General features: G+C 72.2%; 17 protein-coding genes. 6 read left to right on the forward strand and 11 right to left on the reverse strand.

From position 1 onward, the window contains the following. Window positions 1–306 precede the first annotated feature (306 nt). Window positions 307–960 (forward strand): TetR/AcrR family transcriptional regulator, encoded by a 654-nt coding sequence (locus tag FXF65_RS35255; protein ID WP_148354391.1) that lies wholly within the window; start codon window positions 307–309, stop codon window positions 958–960. Window positions 961–1,039: 79 nt separating this feature from the next. Here the strand turns inward: FXF65_RS35255 and FXF65_RS35260 are convergent, their stop codons facing one another. After that, window positions 1,040–2,515 (reverse strand): MDR family MFS transporter, encoded by a 1,476-nt coding sequence (locus tag FXF65_RS35260; protein ID WP_148354392.1) that lies wholly within the window; start codon window positions 2,513–2,515, stop codon window positions 1,040–1,042. Between the two features lie 110 nt (window positions 2,516–2,625). On the opposite strand from FXF65_RS35260, the gene FXF65_RS44905 reads away from it, so the two are divergent. Continuing rightward, window positions 2,626–3,942, forward strand: a complete 1,317-nt coding sequence (locus FXF65_RS44905) for a TetR/AcrR family transcriptional regulator (protein ID WP_222868890.1) — start codon at window positions 2,626–2,628, stop codon at window positions 3,940–3,942. 93 nt (window positions 3,943–4,035) lie between these two features. Here the strand turns inward: FXF65_RS44905 and glpD are convergent, their stop codons facing one another. From glpD to guaB, 3 genes are all read right to left on the reverse strand, one after another. Then, on the reverse strand, window positions 4,036–5,775 hold the full coding sequence (glpD, locus tag FXF65_RS35275; RefSeq protein ID WP_148354393.1) for a glycerol-3-phosphate dehydrogenase: 1,740 nt from the start codon (window positions 5,773–5,775) through the stop codon (window positions 4,036–4,038). 107 nt (window positions 5,776–5,882) lie between these two features. After that, a complete protein-coding gene (locus tag FXF65_RS35280; RefSeq protein ID WP_148354465.1) occupies window positions 5,883–6,998 on the reverse strand; it encodes a GuaB3 family IMP dehydrogenase-related protein in 1,116 nt (371 codons plus the stop codon). Between the two features lie 239 nt (window positions 6,999–7,237). Then, entirely contained in the window at window positions 7,238–8,734 is a 1,497-nt protein-coding gene (gene guaB, locus FXF65_RS35285) for an IMP dehydrogenase (protein WP_148354394.1), read from the reverse strand. Between the two features lie 256 nt (window positions 8,735–8,990). On the opposite strand from guaB, the gene FXF65_RS35290 reads away from it, so the two are divergent. Next, window positions 8,991–9,380: a DUF5319 domain-containing protein gene (locus tag FXF65_RS35290; protein WP_148354395.1), complete on the forward strand. Its 390-nt coding sequence runs from the start codon at window positions 8,991–8,993 to the stop codon at window positions 9,378–9,380. A 147-nt stretch (window positions 9,381–9,527) separates the two neighbouring features. On the opposite strand, the gene FXF65_RS35295 is transcribed toward FXF65_RS35290, so the two are convergent. The 4 genes from FXF65_RS35295 to groES form a co-directional block, all read right to left on the reverse strand. Further along, entirely contained in the window at window positions 9,528–10,445 is a 918-nt protein-coding gene (locus FXF65_RS35295) for a hypothetical protein (RefSeq protein WP_148354396.1), read from the reverse strand. Further along, window positions 10,442–11,029 (reverse strand): sigma-70 family RNA polymerase sigma factor, encoded by a 588-nt coding sequence (locus tag FXF65_RS35300; RefSeq protein WP_067889770.1) that lies wholly within the window; start codon window positions 11,027–11,029, stop codon window positions 10,442–10,444. Before FXF65_RS35300 ends, FXF65_RS35295 begins: the two co-directional genes overlap by 4 nt. A 336-nt stretch (window positions 11,030–11,365) precedes the next feature. Beyond that, complete coding sequence (gene groL / locus FXF65_RS35305) at window positions 11,366–12,991, reverse strand: chaperonin GroEL (protein ID WP_148354397.1); 1,626 nt, start codon at window positions 12,989–12,991, stop codon at window positions 11,366–11,368. Window positions 12,992–13,077: 86 nt separating this feature from the next. Further along, a complete protein-coding gene (groES, locus tag FXF65_RS35310; protein WP_148354398.1) occupies window positions 13,078–13,386 on the reverse strand; it encodes a co-chaperone GroES in 309 nt (102 codons plus the stop codon). Window positions 13,387–13,633: 247 nt separating this feature from the next. On the opposite strand from groES, the gene FXF65_RS35315 reads away from it, so the two are divergent. The 3 genes from FXF65_RS35315 (at window position 13,634) to FXF65_RS35325 (ending at window position 18,330) form a co-directional block, all read left to right on the forward strand. Further along, window positions 13,634–14,863, forward strand: coding sequence for a class I SAM-dependent methyltransferase (locus tag FXF65_RS35315; protein ID WP_148354399.1), 1,230 nt, complete (start codon window positions 13,634–13,636; stop codon window positions 14,861–14,863). A 648-nt stretch (window positions 14,864–15,511) separates the two neighbouring features. Further along, the gene (locus FXF65_RS35320) at window positions 15,512–17,161 is read left to right on the forward strand and encodes an apolipoprotein A1/A4/E domain-containing protein (RefSeq protein WP_148354400.1); all 1,650 of its coding nucleotides are present in this window, start codon (window positions 15,512–15,514) and stop codon (window positions 17,159–17,161) included. A gap of 233 nt (window positions 17,162–17,394) precedes the next feature. Continuing rightward, entirely contained in the window at window positions 17,395–18,330 is a 936-nt protein-coding gene (locus tag FXF65_RS35325; RefSeq protein ID WP_148354401.1) for an aminoglycoside phosphotransferase family protein, read from the forward strand. On the opposite strand, the gene FXF65_RS35330 is transcribed toward FXF65_RS35325, so the two are convergent. From FXF65_RS35330 to FXF65_RS35340, 3 genes are all read right to left on the reverse strand, one after another. Continuing rightward, window positions 18,327–18,998 (reverse strand): response regulator transcription factor, encoded by a 672-nt coding sequence (locus FXF65_RS35330; RefSeq protein ID WP_187412671.1) that lies wholly within the window; start codon window positions 18,996–18,998, stop codon window positions 18,327–18,329. The genes FXF65_RS35325 and FXF65_RS35330 overlap by 4 nt on opposite strands. Continuing rightward, window positions 18,995–20,161 (reverse strand): sensor histidine kinase, encoded by a 1,167-nt coding sequence (locus FXF65_RS35335; RefSeq protein ID WP_148354402.1) that lies wholly within the window; start codon window positions 20,159–20,161, stop codon window positions 18,995–18,997. Before FXF65_RS35335 ends, FXF65_RS35330 begins: the two co-directional genes overlap by 4 nt. Before the next feature lie 93 nt (window positions 20,162–20,254). Continuing rightward, window positions 20,255–22,441, reverse strand: a complete 2,187-nt coding sequence (locus tag FXF65_RS35340; protein WP_148354403.1) for an MMPL family transporter — start codon at window positions 22,439–22,441, stop codon at window positions 20,255–20,257. Between the last annotated feature and the right edge of the window lie 43 nt (window positions 22,442–22,484).

The raw sequence follows: 22,484 nt of genomic DNA on the forward strand, positions 1-22,484 counted from the left end.
CCAAAGCCCACCAACCACGACACACCGTCCAGTCCCCGGGCTCAGACGACCACCCAGAGACCCAAGCCCACAAGGGTCCAATTGGAGATGTCGGCGACTTGATCGAAAGGCGGGAGCGCGGTCAGGCCCTGTCCGTCCGCCCGACGGCAGGCAGGCAGGCAGGCAAGCCGGGGAGCATCTCCCAGACCAAAGCAACCAGGAAACACGAGGAAAGCGCGTGCGTCGCGGCGATATGCCCGGCGGCCAGGGGCGCAAGCACAAGGGGGCGAGGGACGTATCAAAGGCCACACTGGGAGGGAACAGCACATGACGGACACCCACGGTGACAACCGGCCCGAGGGTGACTCGACCGGGCCGGGGGGCTTCCGCACTCCGCCCCCGTCCGGCGGCGGCACCCCACCGCGCCGGGACCGCCGCGAGCAGACCAGGACCGCCCTGCTCACCGCCGCCGAACGCCTCTGGGCGGAACGCGGCATCCACGGCGCCTCTCTCGACGACATCGCGTCGGCCGCGGGCCTCACCAAGGGCGCCGTCTACTCCAACTTCGCGGGCAAGACCGACCTGCTGCTGGCCCTGATGGAGCGCTTCACCAGCGATCCGTCCCGCAGCGACGTCTGCGACGAGATCCGCACCGCCGAGGAGGACGCCGACCCCACCGGCCGTCCCACCCGCCACGCCCCCGACGACCGTCCCCGGCGCCTGGCCCTGCTCCTCGTCGAGTTCTGGCTCTACGGCATGCGCGACTACGCCGCGGGCTGGCGCATCGCCGACTGGTACGCCGAACGCCGCGCCCAAATGGCCAGCGAACTGGAAACCACCGACGGCCTGGCCGCCGACGACCGCGCCGCCCTGGCCGTAGCCCTGGACCTGGGCGTCGCCTTCCAACACCTACTCGACCCGACCCGCGTCCCCGCCCACCTCTACAAAACCGGCAAAACCCTAATGCTCGGCACCCCCTAACCCCACCAAGCACCCCACGCCGCGTCCTCGTGGGTTTGCCCCGGTGGGGTGGAGGGCCGGGGCGAAGGTGCGGAGGTCCTCAGTGGGTGGGCTGGGGGGTGGGGGTTGGGGCGGGCTTGGGGACGGGGGCGGTGCGTAGAGGGAGTTCGTTGATCAGCCAGGAGAGGGTTAGCCAGGTGGCGCTTACTGCGGCTACTGCCAGGAAGATTTGGGCGGTGCCGTGGGCTACGGCGTCCAGGTAGGCGGGGCCTGTGGCGGGGGTGCGGCCGTCCAGTGAGCGGGTGAAGATGGCGCCGAACGCAGCGATGCCCAGTGAGCCGCCGATCGTGCGGAACAAGGTGACGGTGCCGGAGGCCGCGCCGATGTCCGTCATCTCGACGCTGTTCTGCGCGATGGTGACGGTCAACTGCATGGTCAGCCCGAGACCGAGGCCGAGCAGCGCCATGGCGGCGCCGGTGGCCACACGTCCGGTCCCGGGATCGACGGCGGACAGCCACGTAGCGCCCGCGGTGAGCGCCACGCCGCCGAGGATGGGGAAGATCTTGTACCGGCCGGTCCCGCTCATCACCCGTCCGACGAGTTGGGTCGTGAACAGGATCGGGATCATCATCGGCAGCAGCAGGAGCCCGGACGACGAGGCGGACGCGCCCTGGACGGTCTGCTGGAACAGCGGCAGGTAGAGCACCCCGGCGAACATCACCACGCCCGTGACCAGCGACAGCGCGGAGGCGAGGGTGAAGTTGCGGCTGCCGAACATGCGCAACGGGATGACCGGGTCGGCGGCCCGCCGCTCCGCCAGCACGAACATCGCAGCACCGGCGATCGCCAGTGCGGCCAGGCCCCGGATCGGTCCCGAGGTCCACGCGTACTGGACGCCGCCCCAGGTCGCCGCGAGGATGAGCGCCCCGATGGTCGTCGCCAGCGCCCCGATCCCGGCGTAGTCGATCTTTACGTTCCGGCGGGTCGCGGGCAGGTCCAGGAGCATCGCCGACCAGCCGAAGGCCAGCAGGCCGAGCGGCAGGTTGAGGTAGAACGCCCACCGCCAGCTCAACTGGTCGGCGACCACCCCGCCGAGCAGCGGGCCGCCGATGGCGCCGATCGCCATGACCGCCGCGGTCATCCCCTGGTAGCGGCCCCGCTCACGAGGCGGCACCAGCGCGCCGATGATCGAGAACGCGCCGACCATCAGGCCGCCCGCCCCGAGCCCTTGCAGTGCGCGGAAACCGATCAGGGCGGACATCGACCAGGCCGCCCCGGACAGCAGCGACCCGACCAGGAACACCGCGATCGAGGTCAGGAAGACCGTCTTGCGGCTGAACAGGTCGCCCAGCTTGCCCCAAACCGGCGTGGAGATCGCGGTCATCAGCGTGTAGGCGGTCACGACCCAGGCCATGTGGTCGAGGCCGCCGAGGTCCCGGACGATCGTCGGCATCGCGGTGCCGACGATCGCGTTGTCGAGCATCGCCAGCAGCATCGCCAGCATGACGCCTAACAAGATGACGCGGATTTCGCGTCCAGTGGGGGCGGACGCCTGCGGTACGGCCGTCGTCGTCATGGCCGATCACCTCCGAAGCAGAGTAGAAACGAGCATACTCGTGGTGTCGTTAAAAAACTAGAACGACTCTACTCTGAGAGTGGTTCTGCAGGCGGCGGTAGACTGGCGGCATGACCGAGGCGACCATGGGGCGCAGGGAGCGCAAGAAGGCACGGACCAGGCAGGCGATCGCCGACGCCGCGCTGGAGTTGTTCCTCGAACGCGGCTACGACCAGGTCAGCGTCAAGGACGTCGCCGAGGCCGCCGATGTGTCGACGAGCGGCCTGTTCAAGCACTTCCCGACCAAGGAGGCCCTGGTCTTCGACCGGGACGACGACATCCGGACGAGTCTGGTGTCGGCGGTGCGCGACCGTCCCGAGGGCGTCCCGCCGCTGGACGCCCTGCGCGACTGGCGGCTGGCCCGGCTCCGCGAACGCTCCGCCGACCCGCGGACGGCCGCGTTCGCCGAACTCGTCACCGGCACCCCGGCCCTCCAGGACTACGCCGACCGAATGTGGCTAGCCCACGAGAAGGAACTGGCCCAAGCCCTAGCCCAAGCCGAAACAGACCCGCACGCCCCGAGCCCGGACGGCCCGGCGGGCGGCGCCCCAGATGCAGGCGCTTCGCAGACGGACATCGCCACGCGAACACATGACCCGGCGCGCACCGATGTTGCGGCGCGGGCTGTTGCGCGGTTTGGGTTGGATCGGCTGCGGGTCGGGGAGCAGGGTGATCCGCGTCGCGTGGTCGAGGCCGCGTTCGCCTTGCTGGCTCACGGGTGGCCTGCCCCCGAACTGAGCCGCCCGGCGCGTGAACAGGCCCCGGCTGGCGCGCGGCCCGAGGCTCCGGCCGGGCCGCCTGGGCTGCGCGAACGCAAGAAAGCCCAGACACGGCGGGCCATCACCGAGGCCGCGGTCGCGCTGTTCACCGAGCGCGGTTACGACGATGTGGGCGTCCGCGAGATCGCCGATGCCGCCGACACCTCGATCGCGACCCTGTTCAAGTACTTCCCGGACGGCAAGGTGAGCCTGGTCTTTCCCGGCGATCGGGCGGCCAGGATCGCCTCGCTGACCGGTGCCGTCCACGATCGGGCGCCGGGCCAGACCGTCCTGGACGCGCTGCGCGGTCTCCTGTCCCAGCGCGGGCCGTTCAAGGAAGACCCCACGCCCGCGGAGCAGCGCGTCCTCGACCTGGTGAGCGCCACTCCGGACCTGCGCGACTACGCGCTCCGCTCCTGGACGCACGGCCAAGAGCCTCTCGCCGCCGCCATCGCCGCGGAGTCCGGCCTCCCCGCCGACGACCTCACCGCGCGGCTCCTGGCGCGCTACGTCCTGCAGATCCCCGACCTGGCGCGGAACACCTCCGACCCCGGGCGCACCCTTGACATCGTCATCGACCTCCTCAGCCGAGGCTGGCCCGCCTGCCTCCACGAGCCCAAGCCCGACTAGCCCGACCAGCCCGGCCAGTCCGACCAGGCCGACGATCGGCTTAGGGCTGTGGGGGCGTGGTCCCGAGTCGTAGCCCGGCGATCCGGCAAGGTGCTAGGGGGCCGTGGTGGGGACGATGTCGGGGGCGCCGCGGCGGCGGGCGTCGGCTTCCTGGTCGTCTTCCTGGGTCTGGGAGGCGCGTTCGGCTTCGACGCGCTTGCGGTAGTACTCGATCTCGCGGTCGCGCTGCTTCTTGGACCAGCCGAGGACGGGGCCGAGCAGGTCGGCGGCCTCCTGGGCGGCGCCGACGCCGCGGTCCCAGGTCTCGATGGAGATGCGGGTGCGGCGGGCGAGGACGTCGTTCAGGTGCCGGGCGCCCTCGTGCGACGCGGCGTAGACGATCTCGGCGCGCAGGTAGTCGTCGGCCCCGGCGAGCGGCTTGCCGAGGTCGGGCTTGTCGGCGATCAGCGCGAGGAGGTCGTCCACGAGCGTGCCGTAGCGGCGGAGGAGGTGCTCGATGCGGGCGACGTGCAGGCCGGAGCGGGACGCCAGCCGGTGCCGCGCGTTCCACATGGCCTGGAAGCCGTCGCCGCCGACGAGGGGGACGCGGTCCGTGCACGACTCGGGGATCTTCCCGTCGAGGCCGTGCGCGACGGCGTCGATCGCGTCCTTGGCCATGACCCGGTACGTCGTGTACTTGCCGCCCGCCACCAGGACCAGCCCGGGGACGGGGTGCGCCACGACGTGCTCGCGAGAGAGCTTCGACGTCTCCTCGGTCTCACCGGTGAGGAGGGGCCGCAGCCCCGCGTACACACCTTCGACATCGTCATGAGTGAGGGGTGTGTTGAGGACGGAGTTCACGTGGTCCAGGACGTAGTCGATGTCGGCCTTCGACGCGGCGGGATGGGCCTTGTCGAGGTCCCAGGCCGTGTCGGTGGTGCCGATGATCCAGTGCCGCCCCCACGGGATCACGAACAGGACCGACTTCTCCGTGCGCAGGAGGATGCCCGTCGCGGAGTGGATGCGGTCCTTCGGGACGACGAGGTGGATGCCCTTGGACGCCTTCACGTGGATCTGCCCGCGCCCGCCGACGAGCTGCTGGATGTCGTCCGTCCAGACGCCGGTGGCGTTGACGACCTGCTTGGCGCGCACCTCGCTGGTCGTGTTGCCCTCAAGGTCGCGGATGCGCAGGCCCGTCACGCGCTCGCCCTCGCGCAGGAACCCGAGGCACTGGGTGCGGGACGCGATCTGCGCCCCGTACTCGGCGGCCGTGCGCAGCGCCGTCATGACGAAGCGGGCGTCGTCGACCTGCGCGTCCCAGAGCTGGATGGCGCCGACGAAGGAGTCCTTGCGCAGGGACGGCGCGAGCCGCAGCGCGCCGCGCCGGCTCAGGTGCCGGTGGTGCGGGACGCCCCGCGTGTTGCCCATCTGGAACGCCAGCACGTCGTACAGCGCCACGCCCGCGCCGAAGTACGCGCGCTCCCACACCCGGTGCGTGGTCGGCAGGATGAACGGGACGGGACGCACCAGGTGCGGCGCGATCTGCTGGAGCAGGTGGCCGCGCTCGGTGAGCGCCTCCCGGACGAGGTCGAAGTTGTACTGCTCCAGGTACCGCAGCCCGCCGTGGATCAGCTTGGACGACCGCGACGACGTCCCGGAGGCGAAGTCCCGCGCCTCGACCACCGCGACGGACAGGCCCCGGGTCGCCGCGTCGAGCGCCGCGCCGGCACCGACGATGCCGCCGCCCACCACGACGACGTCGAACTCCTCGCGGGCCATCCGATCGAGCGACGCCGCCCGTTCGGCCGGACCCAGCCGGGAGGTGCCCAGCCCCGTCACAGGTGATCCCGTCATCGCGATTCCCCCCACACCGGTCGGTTTCCGAGCGTTACCTACCCAAGAGTAGGGAGGGGGCCACACTCGGAACGACCAATTCTGCGTGGGTTCGCTCTCAGCTGTCGTCAGTCGTTCGACTTGCGGTGGGCCACCACGACCTGCACCCGCTGGAACTCCTTGAGCTCCGTGTATCCGGACGTCGCCATCGCGCGGCGCAGCGCGCCGATCAGGTTCATCGAGCCGTCCGCGACCCGGGACGGGCCGAACAGGATCTGCTCCATCGTGCCGATCGTGCCGAGTTCGAGGCGGGTGCCGCGCGGGACGTCGCCGTGGTGCGCCTCGCTGCCCCAGTGGTAGCCGCGTCCCGGCGCCTCGGTGGAGCGGGCGAACGGGGAGCCGACCATGACCGCGTCGGACCCGCACGCGAACGCCTTCGCGATGTCGCCGCTGTTGACCATCCCGCCGTCGGCGATGACGTGGACGTAGCGTCCGCCGGACTCGTCCATGTAGTCGCGGCGGGCGGCGGCCACGTCCGCGACGGCGGTCGCCATCGGGACGGCGACGCCGAGGACGGTCCGCGTCGTGTGCCCGGACCCGCCGCCGAACCCGACGAGCACCCCGGCGGCGCCGGTGCGCATCAGGTGCAGCGCGGCCGTGTACGTGGAGCAGCCGCCGACGATGACGGGGACGTCCAGGTCGTAGATGAACTGCTTGAGGTTCAGCGGCTCGGCGCGGCCCGACACGTGCTCGGCGGACACGGTCGTCCCCCGGATGACGAACAGGTCGACGCCCGCGTCGATCACGGCCTTGTGGAACTGGGCGGTGCGCTGCGGCGACAGCCGCGCCGCGACGGTCACCCCGGCCTCGCGGACCTCGGCGATCCGGCGGCCGATCAGCTCTTCCTTGATCGGCTCGGTGTAGATGTCCTGGAGGCGCTGGGTGGCGCGGACGGTGTCCAGCGAGGCGATCTCGGCGAGCAGCGGCTCGGGGTTCTCGTAGCGCGTCCACAGCCCTTCGAGGTCGAGGACGGCGAGCCCGCCGAGCCGTCCGACCGCGATCGCGGTGGCCGGGCTGACCACGCTGTCCATCGGCGCGACGACCAGCGGGATGTCGAACCGGTAGGCGTCGATCTGCCAGGCGACGCTGACCTCCTCGGGGTCGCGCGTCCGCCGCGACGGCACGATGCCGATGTCGTCGAAGGCGTACGCCCGCCGGCCGCTCTTGCCCCGGCCGATCTCCACCTCAGCAGCCACTGCGCCCTTCCTCCACGTGGTCCGGTGTTCCCGCAGGCGGCGGGAACGAGCCCCGGACGAGCTTACGTCAGCCCCGGACACGCCGGGCTACCGCGCTCCCCCGGACGAACGACCGGTCGACGGCGCGACGCCCCGCGAGGACGCGGAAAGGCACGAAGGGGCGTCAGCGCCCCGGGCGATCGAGCACGTCAGCGGCCCTGGGGCCTGGCGGCCTGGCGCTTGGAGGCTCAGCGGCCCTGGTAGTTGGGGGCCTCTACGGTCATCTGGATGTCGTGGGGGTGGCTTTCGCGCAGGCCGGCCGCGCTGATGCGCATGAGCTGGCCGCGCTCCTGCAGCTCGGGGATCGTGCGGGTGCCCGCGTACCACATCGACTGGTGCAGCCCGCCGACGAGCTGGTGCGCGACGTTGGCGAGCGGCCCGCGATACGGCACCTGGCCCTCGACGCCCTCCGGGATCAGCTTCTCCTCGGCGGACACGTCGGCCTGCGCGTACCGGTCCTTCGAGAACGAAGCGCCGCGCTCCCGGTTGCGCATCGCGCCGAGCGAGCCCATGCCCCGGTACGACTTGTACTGCTTGCCGTGGACGAAGATCAGCTCGCCCGGCGACTCCTCCACCCCGGCGAGCAGCGACCCGGCCATCACCGTGTCGGCGCCCGCGACCAGGGCCTTCGCTATGTCGCCCGAGTACTGGAGGCCGCCGTCGCCGATCACCGGGACGCCCGCCTCGCGCGCCGCGCGGGCCGCCTCGGAGATCGCGGTGAGCTGCGGGACGCCGACGCCCGCGACGATCCGGGTGGTGCAGATCGAGCCCGGTCCGACGCCGACCTTGACCGCGTCGGCGCCCGCGTCCACCAGCAGTTTCGCGCCCGCGTAGGTGGCGATGTTGCCGCCGACGACCTCGACCCGCGCGCTCGCCTTGATGGTGGCGATCGTGTCGGCGACGCCCTTGGAGTGGCCGTGCGCGGTGTCCACGACGATCACGTCGGCGCCCGCCTCGATGAGGGCGCGGGCGCGGTTGATCGCGTCCTCGCCGACGCCGACCGCCGCGGCGACGAGCAGGCGGCCGTCGGCGTCCTTGGTGGAGTGCGGGTACTGCTCGCTCTTGGTGAAGTCCTTGGTGGTGATCAGGCCCTTGAGGCGTCCGTCGGCGTCCACCAGCGGGAGCTTCTCGACCTTGTTGCCCGCGAGCAGCCGGAACGCCTCGTCGCGCGTCACGTCCACCGGGGCCGTGACCAGCGGCATCGGCGTCATCACCTGGCGGACGGGACGGGCCGGGTCGGACTCGAAGCGCATGTCCCGGTTCGTCACGATGCCGACCAGCACGCCCCGTACGTCGGTCACCGGGACGCCGGAGATCCGGTAGCGGGCGCACAGCTCCTCGACGTCGGCGAGCGTCGCGTCCGGCAGACAGGTCACCGGGTTGGTGATCATCCCGGCCTCGGAGCGCTTCACCCGGTCGGCCTGGTCGGCCTGCTCCTCGATCGGCATGTTGCGGTGCAGGACGCCGATGCCGCCCTGGCGTGCCATCGCGACCGCCGTGCGGGCCTCGGTCACCGTGTCCATGGCCGCGGAGACGAGCGGGATGCGCAGCGAGATCCGGCGGGTGAGCCGGGTCGACGTGTCGGCCTCGCCGGGCTGGAGATCGGAGTACCCCGGGAGGAGGAGCACGTCGTCGAAGGTCAGGCCCTGGGGGAGGAACTTGTCGGACTCGGCGGCGGGGTTCATGACTACCTTCCCGTGGTGGTCGCGGCATCGGGCCAGGTCATGGTGGACCCTGTTCCCATGGTAGGGGCTCTCCCCGCGCCTGGACGGCTCGTTGCGCGGCACGGCCGCGTGGTCTTCGTGACATCCCCCAACACGCCGGACGCTCCAGTCGATTCCCCCCGCCCAGCCCTTTCCGGCGTTGACTCCGCGTGATTGTTCGCGCACAGAGGAGACAGGGGGGTGCACCACTCCGGGCGCGGAGCAGTAGCGTGGGGGTGTGCACGACGACGCTCCGATCGACCCGTTCGCCGGAGACCCGGAGGATCCGGCGGCGGCGCTCGGCGACCTCGGCGACGACACCGCTCCGCTCAGCGTGACGGAGCGGGAGGACGTGCTGGCCGACCTCGCCGACCTGGAGGTCTTCCGCGCCCTGCTGGAACCGCTCGGCGTGCGCGGGCTGACCGTCGACTGCGGAGACTGCGGCAAGCTCCACTACATCGACTGGGAGCTGCTGCACGGCAACCTGCGCCACCTGCTCGACCAGGGGCTCCCCCGCGTCCACGAGCCCGCCCTCGCCCCCGACCCGGTCGACTACGTGAGCTGGGAGTACGCCCGCGGCTACGTCGACGGCGTGATCGACAGCGAAGAGGGCCACGACGAGAACTGACCGCTCGGCGAGAACTGACCGCGCGGCCGTATCCGCGCGGCGGCCCGTCCGAAGTCGATCGACCGCGCGCACGGCCCGCGCGGCGGCCCGGCGCCGCCCGCGTGACCTGTCCGCGGGGCCTGCGGGCGAGCGTTGCCGGGCCGTAGGTCAGTCGCGGCCGGAGTATGGGTCCGAGTAAGGGTCTCGGTACTGGTCGAAGCGCTTCTGGGGGCGTTGGTTCGGGTCGGCGAAGCCGGGCCAGCCGTTGTCGCCGGGGTACGGGTCGTCCGAGCCGCGCATCGGGAAGGTCCCGAGGGGCGGCGGACGGTTCTCGTCGGCCGGACGGCGGAAGCGCGGACGGTCCGGGAACGGGGGCCGCAGGTGCGTCCTGATCGGGTCGTACTCCCGCGCCGGCTTGCGCGCCGCGGGCCGTTCCGGCAGGGGGCGGACGACCGGCGGCCGCCGCCGCTCGGCCACGGCCTCGATGTCGGCGCCGGCCTGCTTCTCGGCCCCGTCGGCGACCCCGGTCACGCGCGGGGCCTGCGAGGACGACGCCGCCGGGTGGTCGGCGGCCGCGCCGCCCGCCGCCGCGACCCCGCTGCCCGCGAGGACGGCCCCGGCGACGCCGAGCGCCACGATCGTGCGGGGGCCGCGTCGCCGCGGCCCCGTCCCGGGACCGGACGGCGTCGGCGGCGCGGGCTCGGACTCGGGCGCCGAACTCTGGTCGTCCACGTCGATGATCAGTGCCCGCAGCAGCCGTACGGCCGGATCGGGCTCGTCGGGCTGCCGTCCCCGCCCGCACTCGCCGGCAGAGCGCTCCGCGACGGCCGGGGCCGCCGGCTCCAGCGGCGCGGAGGCCGCACCGCACGGGGATTCGGACGTCTCCGGCGGCGCGGGCGCCTCCGGAGCGGGCGGCGGGACGGTGAGCCGCCACGCCGCCAGGGACTCGATGATCGCGTCGCTGCGCCGTACCGCGCTGAGGTCGGCGGTGGGGAGTGTCGCCGCGCCCGGGGGGCCGCCGGAGGTCGAGGGCCCGGCCGGACCCGGGGCGCCCCCTGAGCCGGTTCGGGGGCCTCGCTCCGTCAAGCGATCGACTCCTCTCTGGCCATGGCCCGGAGCCGGGCGAGGGCCCGGTGCTGCGCGACCCGTACCGCCCCCGCGGACATGCCGAGGACGTTCCCCGTCTCCTCGGCGGACAGGCCCGCCACGACCCGCAGCAGCACGAGCTCGCGCTGGTGCTCGGGCAGGCGGGTGAGCAGGTCGCGGGCGCGCTGCGCCTCGATGTAGCGGACGACCGTCTCCTCCGGCCCGGGCCGGTCGTCCGGCCCGTCCGGCAGGTCCTCGGTGGGCACGGCCGCGCGGACGGCGCTGCGCAGCGCGTCCGCGATCTTGTGCGCGGCGATGCCGAAGACGAAGGACGCGAACGGCCGCCCCATGTCCCGGTAGCGGGGCAGGGCGGACAGGACGGCGATGCAGACCTCCTGGGCCACGTCGTCCGCGATGTGGTACTGCCCGGACACCCGGCCGAGCCGGGCCCGGCAGTACCGGACGATCATCGGCCGCACCTCGCCGATGAGCGCCTCGATGGCCCCCGGGTCGCCCTGGACGGCGAGGTTGGTCAATTCCCTGAGATCGCCGTCGGCGGCCTTCGCCGCGCGCAGCACCCGAATCCCACGGCCGGTGTCGTGGGCTGGAGGGGCGAGCCCTCCCGAGGGTTCGGCAGTGCGCGCGGTCATGGTCCCGGCGTAGCTTCCCTCGGTCACGTCATGCATGATGCCCAGCAGTCCCGGGCGTGTCTCCACCGCCGAGTACAACGGAATGGTCACAGTGCTGGATGAACCCTGGGGATACTACGCATCGCGGTCTGCCGGCTGCGCCCCGTGCCCGGTTATCCACAGGCCGCCCACAGAAATGACGAGACCCCCGTCCACTGGACGGGGGTCTGTCGACGATCACCGGGCGGGACGAGCCGCTCGCCCGCGCCCGGCGTAGTGATCACAAGCGGATCAGTGGCCGTGCCCGTGGCCGTGTCCGTGACCGCCGGCGAGGGCCTCTTCCTCCTCCGGCTTGTCGACCACGAGCGCCTCGGTGGTGAGGAGCATGCCCGCGATCGAGGCGGCGTTGGTCACCGCGGAGCGGGTCACCTTCACCGGGTCGATGACGCCCTGGGCGACCAGGTCGCCGTACTCGTCGGTGGCGGCGTTGTAGCCGTTGCCCGGCTTCAGCGCCTGCACCTTGGAGACGACGACGTAGCCCTCCTGGCCGGCGTTCTCGGCGATCCAGCGCAGCGGCTCGGCGAGCGCCTTGCGGACGGCCTCCGCGCCGGTGGCCTCGTCGCCGGTGAGCCCGAGCGTCTCGAAGCCCTCCTTGGCGACGTGCACGAGCGCGCTGCCGCCGCCGGAGACGATGCCCTCCTCGATGGCCGCGCGGGTCGCCGAGATGGCGTCCTCCAGGCGGTGCTTCTTCTCCTTCAGCTCCACCTCGGTGGCGGCGCCGACCCGCAGCACGCAGACGCCCCCGGCCAGCTTGGCGAGGCGCTCCTGCAGCTTCTCCCGGTCCCAGTCGGAGTCGGAGTTCTCGATCTCGACCTTGATCTGGTTGATCCGGGCGCTCACCTCGTCGCTGGAGCCCTCACCGTCGACGATGGTGGTGGCGTCCTTGTCGACGGTGATGCGGCGGGCGCGGCCGAGGTCCTCCAGCCCGATGGAGTCGAGCTTGAGGCCGATCGCCTCGCTGACGACCTGGCCGCCGGTGAGGGTGGCCATGTCGCCGAGCATCGCCTTGCGGCGGTCGCCGAAGCCCGGCGCCTTGACGGCGACGGACAGGAACGTGCCGCGGATCTTGTTCGCGACGAGCAGCGCGAGGGCCTCGCCCTCGACGTCCTCGGCCACGACGAGCAGCGGCTTCTTCGTCTGGGCGACCTTCTCGGCCAGCGGCAGGAACTCCTGCACGTTGGAGATCTTGCCGTCGACGATGAGCACGTAGGCGTCCTCCAGGACGGCCTCCATGCGCTCGGCGTCGGTCACCATGTGCGGCGACAGGTAGCCCTTGTCGAACTGGAGCCCCTCGGTGAACTCCAGCTCGAGGCCCATGGTGTGGGCCTCCTCGACGGTGATGACGCCGTCCTTGCCGACCTTCTCGAACGCCTCGGCGATCAGCTCGCCGATCTTCGGGTCCTGCGCGGAGATGGTCGCGACGTGCGCGATCTCGCCCTTCTCCTCGACCTCGCGGGCCGACTTGAGGAGCTGGTCGGACACGTACTGGGCGGCGAGGTCGATGCCGCGCTTCAGCGCGAGCGGGGACGCGCCCGCCGCCACGTTGCGGGTGCCCTCCCGGACCAGCGCCTGCGCGAGGACGGTCGCCGTGGTGGTGCCGTCGCCCGCGACGTCGTTGGTCTTGGTCGCCACTTCCTTGGCGAGCTGGGCCCCGAGGTTCTCGTACGGGTCCTCCAGCTCCACCTCGCGGGCGATCGTGACGCCGTCGTTGGTGATCGTCGGCGCGCCGAACTTCTTGTCGATGACGACGTTGCGGCCGCGCGGGCCGATCGTCACCTTGACGGCGTCCGCGAGAGCGTTGACGCCGCGCTCAAGAGCCCGGCGAGCGTCCTCCTCGAACTCCAGGATCTTCGCCATGCGGATACTCCTCTTTCACGCGATCCGCCCCGGCAGCCCCGCCGAAGGCGGCGCCGACCGGGGCGGGTGCATCACGTTCTCGGTGATTACTTCTCGATGACCGCGAGCACGTCGCGGGCCGAGAGGACGAGGTACTCCTCGTTGTTGTACTTGACCTCGGTCCCGCCGTACTTGCTGTAGAGCACGATCTCGCCGACCTTGACGTCGACAGGGACGCGCTCGCCCTTGTCGTCGACTCGGCCCGGGCCCACCGCGATGACGGTGCCCTCCTGGGGCTTCTCCTTCGCGGTGTCCGGGATCACCAGGCCGGAAGCGGTGGTGGTCTCGGCCTCAAGCGGCTGGACGACGATACGGTCCTCAAGCGGCTTGAGAACAACCTTGGTGGCGGTCGTCACGATCTGACCTCCCCTTCGATTGGTCCTCGGCCGACCACATCGGGCCGGCCAGCACATGTGACAGAAGAGGCGACCCTGGACCGGCCTGCCGTCGCGGGTGCCAGACCGACCTTCGTCGCTGTATTGGCACTCTCGTATGGAGAGTGCCAGTCATGGAGACTATTCCGTGCCCGGTAACCCGTCAACATGGACACGGACGCACACGTCAGCCGTTCATGCGCGTTCACCGGCCGCTAACTTCGGGCGCATGGACATCGCGTTGTTCGCGGCCCTGCGCGGGCCGTCCGGCCGGGCGGTCCTCGCGGAGGCCGCCGGGGCGGACGTGAGCGAGGGCGGCCTCCTCGCGACGGCGTCCCGGCTGCGCGGGCGGCACGACCCCTCGCTCGTGGCCGCCGCGCTGACACAGGTGCGGCTGCGTCAGCGCGCGCGAGTCAAGTTCGGCGCGGACGCCGACCGCATGTACTTCACCCAGACCGGATTGGAGCAGTCGACCCGCGCGAGCGTGGCTTCGCACCGTGCGCGACGGTTCGCTGACCGTCTTCCTGGGGCGCGTGTCCTGGAACTTGGGTGCGGCATAGGCGCGGACCTCATCGCACGGGCACGGGACGGTCTCCCCGGCGACGGTGTGGAAATCGACCCGCTGACGGCCGAGGTGGCAAGGGCGAACGTGTCCGCGCTGGAGTTGGACGGTCTCGCGTCCGTCCGCGTGGGCGACGCGACCAAGGAAGACCCGGACGGATACGACGCCGTCTTCGCCGACCCCGGACGACGCACCGCGCGAGGCAGGGTCTTCGACCCGCGTTCCTATGAGCCGCCCTTGGACGTCGTTCTGGAGAAGGCCGGACGGGTGAGGGCGGCCTGCGTGAAGGTCGCTCCGGGGATACCGCACGAGGGCGTCCCGGACGGCGCCGAAGCCGAATGGGTGTCGGTCGGGGGCGACGTCAAGGAGGCGGCCCTGTGGCTGGGCGAACTAGCCGGGGACGTGGGGCGCCGGGCCACGCTGCTCACGTCCGACGTCGATCCACAGGTGTGGACGCTGACTCCGTCTGGACGGGACGTCCCCGACGTACGCGAATGGGGACGTTTTCTGTACGAGCCAGACGGAGCCGTCATTCGCGCCCATCTGGTGGGCGAGGTGGCCGAGTCGGTGGACGGCGGCCTCGCCGATCCGCACATCGCGTACATCACGTCCGACGCGCTGCGCCCCACGCCTTTCGCATCCGTGTACGAGATCGAGGACGTGCTGCCGTTCTCGGTCAAGCGGCTGCGCGCGGAACTGCGCCGCCGCGAGGTCGGCGTGCTCACGGTGAAGAAGCGCGGATCGGCGGTGGACGTCGACCGCCTCCGCCGCGACCTGGGCTTCGGCGGGCGGCGTCCCGGCCACGGCGCGGCCGAGCTGACGCTGGTGGTGACGCGGGTCGGGCGCGACCCGGTCGCGCTGCTGGCGCGCGCCGCGCGGGCTGGGCGGCCGGGCTGAGCGGACAAGCCGAGCGGCCGGGCTGACCCGCCCGGAGCGGCGCCCGGACGCCGATCAAGTCCAAAGATCTCCCCGCGGCCGGAGCACGCCAAGCGGGGCCGGGCGACGCGCCATGCGCGGGCAAATCCTCGGCCTTTTCGGCATTGTGTTCGCCGGTGATTGCGGGCGGCGGGCAAGGCGTCCGCCGGGCCCGGGAATCGGCGCGCCCGGATCGGCCGGACCGGGAAACACCAAGGCAGGTTCAGCGGCGGGACTTCGGCGCCCCCGAATGCGCCGCCGAAAATGGCCGGGGACCGCCGCGCGGCGGCTCCGCCCGCCGACGCCGGTGGACCGCGCGTACCTCCGGACGGCGCGCGAACGACCGACGTTGGATGAGATGTACGGACAGATCGCCGCCGCAGACCCGTCCCACCCCCACCCCATCCAGGGACATACCCCACGTAATCACCACAATAGCCGCGAAGCGGGAATAAGCCTGATCCAACACCAAGACTCACCAACCGCCTCTGCTGGATAACAGGCGCATTCCACTGAACTCACAATGTTCTCTGCTAGCCGTTATCGGCGCCCTCCGCACGCACTACAGTGGCCTCTCCAGATTCATTGCCGTGCGTCAATTCGTCGCGCCGGCACACGAAGGAGCGTCGGGTGGAAACGAATCACAACTTCCTGCAGACGGGGGGTCAACCGGTCTCGGATCGGATGCGGGAGTTGCTCGCCCGTGCGGCGCAGGACCACGTCTATGAACAGCGCTCACAGGGCCAGGTCCTCGACGAGATCCGCCAGCGGCTCGAAGGCATGGAGTGGCTGCTGCGCGAGGTCCGGGAGCGGGAGCTGACCGGGCTGACCGGGCAGCTCGACACCGTTCGCGGCCAGGTCGACACCGTCCGCGGGCAGGTGGACGAGATGGTCGGCAAACCCCCCGAGTGGGCGGAGGGGCTCGCCGAGCACATCGAGACGTTCGGCGAGCGGGTCAAGCCCGTCGCCGAGCTGCCCGCGCTGTGGGCCGACGTCGGCGTCGTCGCCGAGAACGTCGACGAGGGGCTGACCCGGATCCAGGCCGTCCTCGACTCCGCGCAGGCGATCACGGACGCCACCCAGCAGGCGTCCCAGCGCATGGACGAGATGACGAAGCGGCTCGACAAGCTCCAGGGCAGCATGGAGGCCGCGTCCGTCCGCTTCAACCGGCTCGACAAGTCGCTCGCCGAGCTCGGCCACCGCTCCGAGCGGCTCGAACACTCCGTGAACGGCGTCACGGCCCGGGTCGACCAGGCGCTCGGCGAGATGGCCGAGCGGATGGAGCAGGGCCTCGACGCGATCGGCGGGCGCGTCGAGGGCGTCGGCGGCCGCCTCGACGGCCTGGACGGGCGCCTCGAAGGCGTGTCCGGCAAGCTCGACGGCCTGGACGGCAGGTTCGAGGGCATCGACGGCCGGCTCGACGGCGTCACCGAGCGGATCAACCGGCTCCCCGCCACCCTGGAGATCGCGGAGCTGCACCGGCTGCTCGGCGAGCTGGCGCGGCGGCCGGCGGCCGACTACGGCGACCGGTTCGACGCGCTGGAGAAGCACCTCGCCGAGGCCGTCGACCCGCTGATCGAGGAGCTGCGCGCCCGGCCGGACCGCGACGAGGTCAAGGCCACCATGTCGGAGATCGCCGAGTCCGCCTACAGCGACGTCGCGCGCCGCATGGACGAGTTCTCCCGCCGCTTCGAGGACGTGCACGACGACGTCCGCAAGCGGATCGAGGGCATCCACGAGCAGGTCTCGACGCGGATCGACGGCGCGCTGGAGGAGTTCACCGCGCAGGTCGACCTCGTGTCCCGCAGCGTCGAGTCGGTGCACGCCGACGTCGCGAAGCAGGTCGAGTCGGTGCACCAGGAGGTGTCGCGGCAGGTCGGCGGCGTCCAGGACACGGTCGGCAAGCGGATCGGCGACATCCACGCCGACGTCACCCGGCAGGTCGGCGTCATCCACGAGGACGTCGCGAAGCAGGTCGGCGCCATGCAGGAGGACGTGGCCCGCCAGGTCGGCGGCGTCCAGGAGGACTTCGTGCGCCGCGTCGAGGGCATGCAGGACGACGCGGGCCGCCGCGCCGACGCCGCCCAGGCCGAGTTCGCCAAGCGGGTCTCGCACGTCGAGGACGAGGTCGGCCGCAAGGTCGACGGCGTCCACGACGACGTGTCGAAGCAGGTCAACGCGGTGCACGAGGACGTGTTGAAGCGCCTGTCCAACCTGGAGGAGACGATGCTCGCCCTCGCCGAGGCGCTGCTGCGGCCGCGCCGCGAGACCAAGGACTGACCGGCGGGAGCCCGCCGCGGCGATCGGGGCGGGGCCGCTCAGGCGGTCCCGCCCGGACGCGCGTGCACGGGCCCGCGGAATCCGCGCCGTCGATACTCACTGGAATCCGCGAAGTTTGTCCGGCAATCTGGTGAGACCACCGAAAGTACTCCGTCACGGCACCGCGATGACGTGCAATTTGTTACGTTCCGTCTTCGCAAAATCACTCCCAATACCCTTCGGAATCCGTTTTCATGGATCAGGTGACGCATACACCGGCTCCCTGCCTGCCGACCGGCGCTCCACCCGGACGCAGCACGCTGCGCTGGGTCGAGGAGTGTCTGGGGCGGGGCGCCGAGGTCCGCATGGTGCGGCCGCTCGCGGGCGGCGCCGCGCACGCCAACCACGCGCTGCTCGTGAAGAGCCGCTCCGGCGAGGCGCACCGGCTCGTGCTGCGCCGCTGGACGGCCCGCGAGCCCGCGCCCGCGCGCAAGCACGGCTCCGAGTTCTCCCCGGAACGCGAGATCGCCGCGCTGGCGCTGCTCGCCGGGTGCGAGATCCCCACCCCGGCCCTCGTCGCGGCCGACCCGGCGGGCGCCTACTGCGACGTCCCCGCGCTGCTGATCACCCGCCTCGGCGGGCACCCGCCCCGGCCGTCCCCGGACGACCTGCCCGAATACCTCATCCAGCTCGCCGCCGCGCTGCTCGCGGTGCACGCGCTGAACGGCGCGGCCACGATGCCGCCCTACGTCCCGCACAACCGGCTCGACGTCCGCGTCCCGCCGCGGCACGCGCTCCGCCCGCGGCTGTGGGAGCGCGCCTTCGAGATCGCGTCCCGGCCCGCGCCGGAGGCGCCCGCCCGGTTCATCCACCGCGACTACCACGCCGACAACACGCTCTGGTCCTACGGCAAGCTGACCGGCGTCGTCGACTGGTCGGACGCCTCGTCCGGCCCGATCGCCGTCGACATCGCCCGGATGCGCCGCGGCCTCGCCCTGCGCTACGGCACGCCCGTCGCCGACCGGTTCCTCGCCGCGTTCGACCAGGTCTCCGGCGGCCACCCGCACGACCCGTACTGGGACGTCCGCAGCGTCCTCGACCTCCTCCCGGAGGACGGCGACCGCGTCATGGACGAGGCCCACGTCCCCCTCTACGAGGACTACCTCGCCAACCTCCTCGCCCGCTCCTAGCGCTGGGCGCGCGCGAGGCCCGTCTGGTAGGCGATGACGACGAGCTGCGCCCGGTCGCGGGCGCCGAGCTTCATCTTGGCGCGCTGGACGTGGGTGCGCGCGGTCAGCGGGCTGATGAACAGCTCCGCGGCGATCTCCGCGTCGGACTTCCCGTCCGCGACGAGGAGCGTCACCTCGCGTTCGCGCGCGGTGAGGGCGGCGACCGCGTCCGGCGACCCGAGGCCCGCGCCGGGCTCCGGCGCGGCGAGGAACCGGCCGATCAGCGAGCGGGTCGCCGCGCCGGACAGCAGCGCGTCCCCGGCGGCGACCGTGCGGATCCCGGCGAGCAGGCCGTCCGCGGAGACGTCCTTGCCGAGGAACCCGCTGGCCCCGGCGCGCAGCGCGCGGGCGACGTGCTCGTCCGTCTGGAACGTGGTGAGGATCAGGACGCGGGTGGACGCGAGGTCCGGGTCGGCGCAGATCGCCTCGGTCGCGGCGAGGCCGTCCGAGCCCGGCATGCGGATGTCCATGACGACGACGTCGGGACGATGGTCGCGCACCAGCTCGACGGCCTGCCCGCCGTCCGCGGCCTCGCCGACGACCGCCATGTCGTCGGACGAGTCGATCAGGATCCGGAAGGTCGCTCGCAGCAGGGTCTGATCGTCGGCGAGCAGCACGCGGATGGTCATCGGGTTCCCCAGGAGTGGATGGGCAGTTCGGCGGTGACGGCGAAGCCGCCCTCGGGACGGCGGCCCGCCCGGAGGCGTCCCCCGGCCGACTGGGCGCGCTCCCGCATTCCGATCAGGCCGAACCCGCCGCCGGACGCCGCCGCGCCGGGCGCGGCTCCGCCGTCGTCGCTGACCGTGACGGTCAGCGTGTCGGCGTCGTAGCAGAGCCTCACCTCGGCGGTGTCCGCACCGGCGTGCTTGGCGACGTTGGTGAGCGCCTCCTGCACGATGCGGAACGCGGCGAGGTCGACGCCGGGTGAGAGCGGCCGCCGCTCCCCGTCGACCGTGACGGTGGCGCGGAGCCCGGCCGAGTCGAACGCGGAGACCATCTCGTCCAGCCGCCCGAGGCCGGGGGACGGCTCCAGCGACTCGGGATCGCCCGACCGGCGCAGGAGGCCGACGGCCGCCTGGAGCTCGCGGAGCGCGGCGGCGGTGGTGCGGCTCAGCTCGCCGAGGATCTCCGCGGCCTGCTCCGGGTCGGCGCGGACGATGTGCGCTGCGGTGCCCGCCTGCGCGTTGGCGAGGGCCATGTGGTGGGCGACGACGTCGTGCAGCTCCCGCGCGATGCGGACGCGCTCCTCCGCGACCCGGTGCCTGGCCTCCTCCTCGCGGGTGCGCTCGGCGTGCTCGGCGCGGGCGTGGACGGCGTCCAGGTAGGCCCGCCTGCCCCGGACGGCCGCGCCGGAGACGAGCGCCACGATGATCCAGAACGCGGGGGCGAACGTGGCGAGCTTCTGGGCCTGGTCGTCCTCGACGGCCCACTGCGCCGCGACGGCGAACACCACGATGGCGATCACGCCGTACACCCGCGCCACCCGCTCGGGAGCGCGGACGCCCAGCGCGCAGAACGCGACGACCAGCGGAAGCATGTACTTGTGGCTGATCGGATAGCCCGCGCCGCCGGTGACGACCGTGCAGAAGACGACGAACGACGCGACGGCGCCCGGATGGCGGTTGCGCCACACCAGGGAGAGGCAGGCGGCAGTCGCGGGGAGCGTCCCGGGCCACCAGCCCGTGGCGGTGTCGAGGTACTGCCCGATGGTGATCCCGTACACGACCAGCAGGAAACCCGCCTCGGCGACGCGGGGATGCTGGTCGGCGAACCGCCGCCAACTGGTGGTCATGAGGTCGTCTCCCGGATTCCTGTACTCCCAATGGTGGGGCACGGAGCGGTGGGGGCCGTCCACGGCGGACGGCCCCCACCGCGTCGTGTCAGGTCAGACGCGCGCCGTCCGCTTGGCGGGGACGGCCGTGCGCGGCGGCACCCGGTCGCGCAGCGACTCGCCCTCCACGTCGACGCGCGGCAGCAGCCGGTCGAGCCACCTCGGCAGCCACCAGGCCCGCTCGCCGAGCAGGGCGAGGACGGCGGGCACGATCACCATCCGCACGACGACGGCGTCGAACAGGACGGCGGCGGCGAGGCCGAAGCCGACCATCTTGATCATCATCCCGGCGCCGGTCATGAACCCGCTGAACACCGCCATCATGATCAGCGAGGCGGCCGCCACGACCCGGCCGCTGTGCCGGAACCCGGTGACCACGGCCCGGCCCGGCGCCTCCCCGTGGACGTGCGCCTCCCGCATCCGCGAGACCAGGAAGACCTGGTAGTCCATGGCCAGCCCGAAACTGATCCCGACCAGGAAGATCGGCAGGATGCTCATGATCGGTCCGGGCTGGTCGACGCCGAAGAACCCGGCCCCGTGGCCGTTCTGGAACACCGTGACGATCGCGCCGAACGCCGCGCCGATCGACAGCAGGTAGCCGAGCGCGGCCTTGAGCGGCACCAGCACCGAGCGGAACACCAGCAGCAGGAGCAGGAACGCCAGCCCCACGATCGTCGCGAGGTAGGGGAGCAGCGCCTTCTGCATCTTCGCGCCGACGTCGATGTTCAGCGCCGTGGTGCCGGTGACCTCGAAGGTCGCGCCGGCGGCGGACTCGATCGCGGGACGCTCGGCCCGGATGTCCCGGACGAGGTCCTTCGTCTCCTGGGCGGTGGGCGCCGTGGCGGGCGTCGCGGTCAGCACGGCGGTCGTCCCCGCCTTGTCGAACTGGGGCGGGGAGACCGAGACGACGCCCTCGGTCGCGGCGAGCTTCGCGCCGACCGCCGCGGCGGCGGCCTTCGGGTCGCGGGCGTCGGCCGCGTCCACGACGACGGTCAGCGGGCCGTTGAATCCGGGGCCGAAGCCCTTCGCGAGCGCGTCGTAGGCGCGCCGCTCGCTGGTGGACGTGGGTTTGGCCTCGTCCCCCGGCATGCCGAGCCGCATGTTCAGCGCCGGCGCCGCCAGGGCGCCCAGCGCGGCGACCGCGACGAGCAGCACCGGCACCGGCCGCCGCACGACGAACCGCGCCCAGCGCGCCCCGAGCCCCTCGCCTCGTCCGGCGGCACGCCCCTTGCGGGCACGGCGCGCGAGGACGGAGTTCGGCAGGAACCCGAGCAGCGCCGGGACGAGCGTCAACGCGACCAGCACGGCGACGACGACCGCACCCGCCGCGCCCATCCCGATCCTGGTCAGCATCGGGACGCCGACCACCGACAGCCCGATCAGCGCGATGACGACGGTGAGCCCGGCGAACACCACGGCGGTCCCGGCGGTGCCCGCGGCGAGCCCGGCCGCCTCCCGGGGCTCGTGGCCCCTGCCGCGCTCCTCCCGGTAGCGGGACACCACGAACAGGGCGTAGTCGATGGCGACCGCCACCCCGAGCATCATGGCCAGCTCGCCCGTCGACGGGGACAGGTCGAACACGTTCTGCAGCGCGGTGATCGACATGAGGCTGACGAACACCCCGATGATCGCGGTGACCAGCGACAGCCCGGCGGCGGCCAGCGACCCGAAGGTGATCAGCAGGACCACGGCGGCGACGCCGATGCCGAGGATCTCACCGACGCCGCCCGCCGGGTCGGCCTCCAGCGCCGACCCGCCGACCTCGACCGTGAGGCCCGTCCCCCGGGCCTGCTCGACGGCGGCGCGCAGCGCGTCCTTGCTCGCCTCGGTGAGGTCGTCGGTCGTCACCTTGTAGGCGACCGTCGCGAACGCCGTGGACCCGTCCTTGCTCACCGCCCCGTCCTCGAAGGGGCTCTCCACGCCGGCGACCTGCGGGCCCTTCGCCACCCGGGCCACCAGCGCGTCGACGGGCACGCGGTTCTCAGTGATCTTCTGCCCCGGCGGGGCGGTGAAGACGACCCGGGCGTCCGCCCCGTCCGCCGCCGCGCCCGGGAACTTCTCGTTGACGTGGTCGAACGCCCGCTGCGACTCGATCCCCGGCATGGAGAACGAGTCGGACGGGGCCTTGCCCGCGCTCTGCGCGCCGACGAACGCGGCGGCCAGGGCGGCGAGCCACAGCAGCACCACCCAGCGGCGCCATCTGAAGGCTCCGCGCCCAAGCCGGTACAAGAAAGTCGCCATGGAGGGTCTCCGTAACTGGTGTCGGGAACCACACCAGGCTTTC

This window comes from Actinomadura syzygii (assembly GCF_008085905.1).
GTDB classification, from domain to species: domain Bacteria; phylum Actinomycetota; class Actinomycetes; order Streptosporangiales; family Streptosporangiaceae; genus Spirillospora; species Spirillospora syzygii.

Excerpts from the sequence above, each read along its gene's own strand:
- FXF65_RS35255 (WP_148354391.1), top strand. The coding sequence starts at position 307 with ATGACGGACACCCACGGTGACAACCGGCCCGAGGGTGACTCGACCGGG.
- FXF65_RS35260 (WP_148354392.1), bottom strand. The coding sequence starts at position 2,515 with ATGACGACGACGGCCGTACCGCAGGCGTCCGCCCCCACTGGACGCGAA.
- FXF65_RS44905 (WP_222868890.1), top strand. The coding sequence starts at position 2,626 with ATGACCGAGGCGACCATGGGGCGCAGGGAGCGCAAGAAGGCACGGACC.
- glpD (WP_148354393.1), bottom strand. The coding sequence starts at position 5,775 with ATGACGGGATCACCTGTGACGGGGCTGGGCACCTCCCGGCTGGGTCCG.
- guaB (WP_148354394.1), bottom strand. The coding sequence starts at position 8,734 with ATGAACCCCGCCGCCGAGTCCGACAAGTTCCTCCCCCAGGGCCTGACC.
- groL (WP_148354397.1), bottom strand. The coding sequence starts at position 12,991 with ATGGCGAAGATCCTGGAGTTCGAGGAGGACGCTCGCCGGGCTCTTGAG.
- FXF65_RS35315 (WP_148354399.1), top strand. The coding sequence starts at position 13,634 with ATGGACATCGCGTTGTTCGCGGCCCTGCGCGGGCCGTCCGGCCGGGCG.
- FXF65_RS35325 (WP_148354401.1), top strand. The coding sequence starts at position 17,395 with ATGGATCAGGTGACGCATACACCGGCTCCCTGCCTGCCGACCGGCGCT.
- FXF65_RS35330 (WP_187412671.1), bottom strand. The coding sequence starts at position 18,998 with ATGACCATCCGCGTGCTGCTCGCCGACGATCAGACCCTGCTGCGAGCG.
- FXF65_RS35335 (WP_148354402.1), bottom strand. The coding sequence starts at position 20,161 with ATGACCACCAGTTGGCGGCGGTTCGCCGACCAGCATCCCCGCGTCGCC.
- FXF65_RS35340 (WP_148354403.1), bottom strand. The coding sequence starts at position 22,441 with ATGGCGACTTTCTTGTACCGGCTTGGGCGCGGAGCCTTCAGATGGCGC.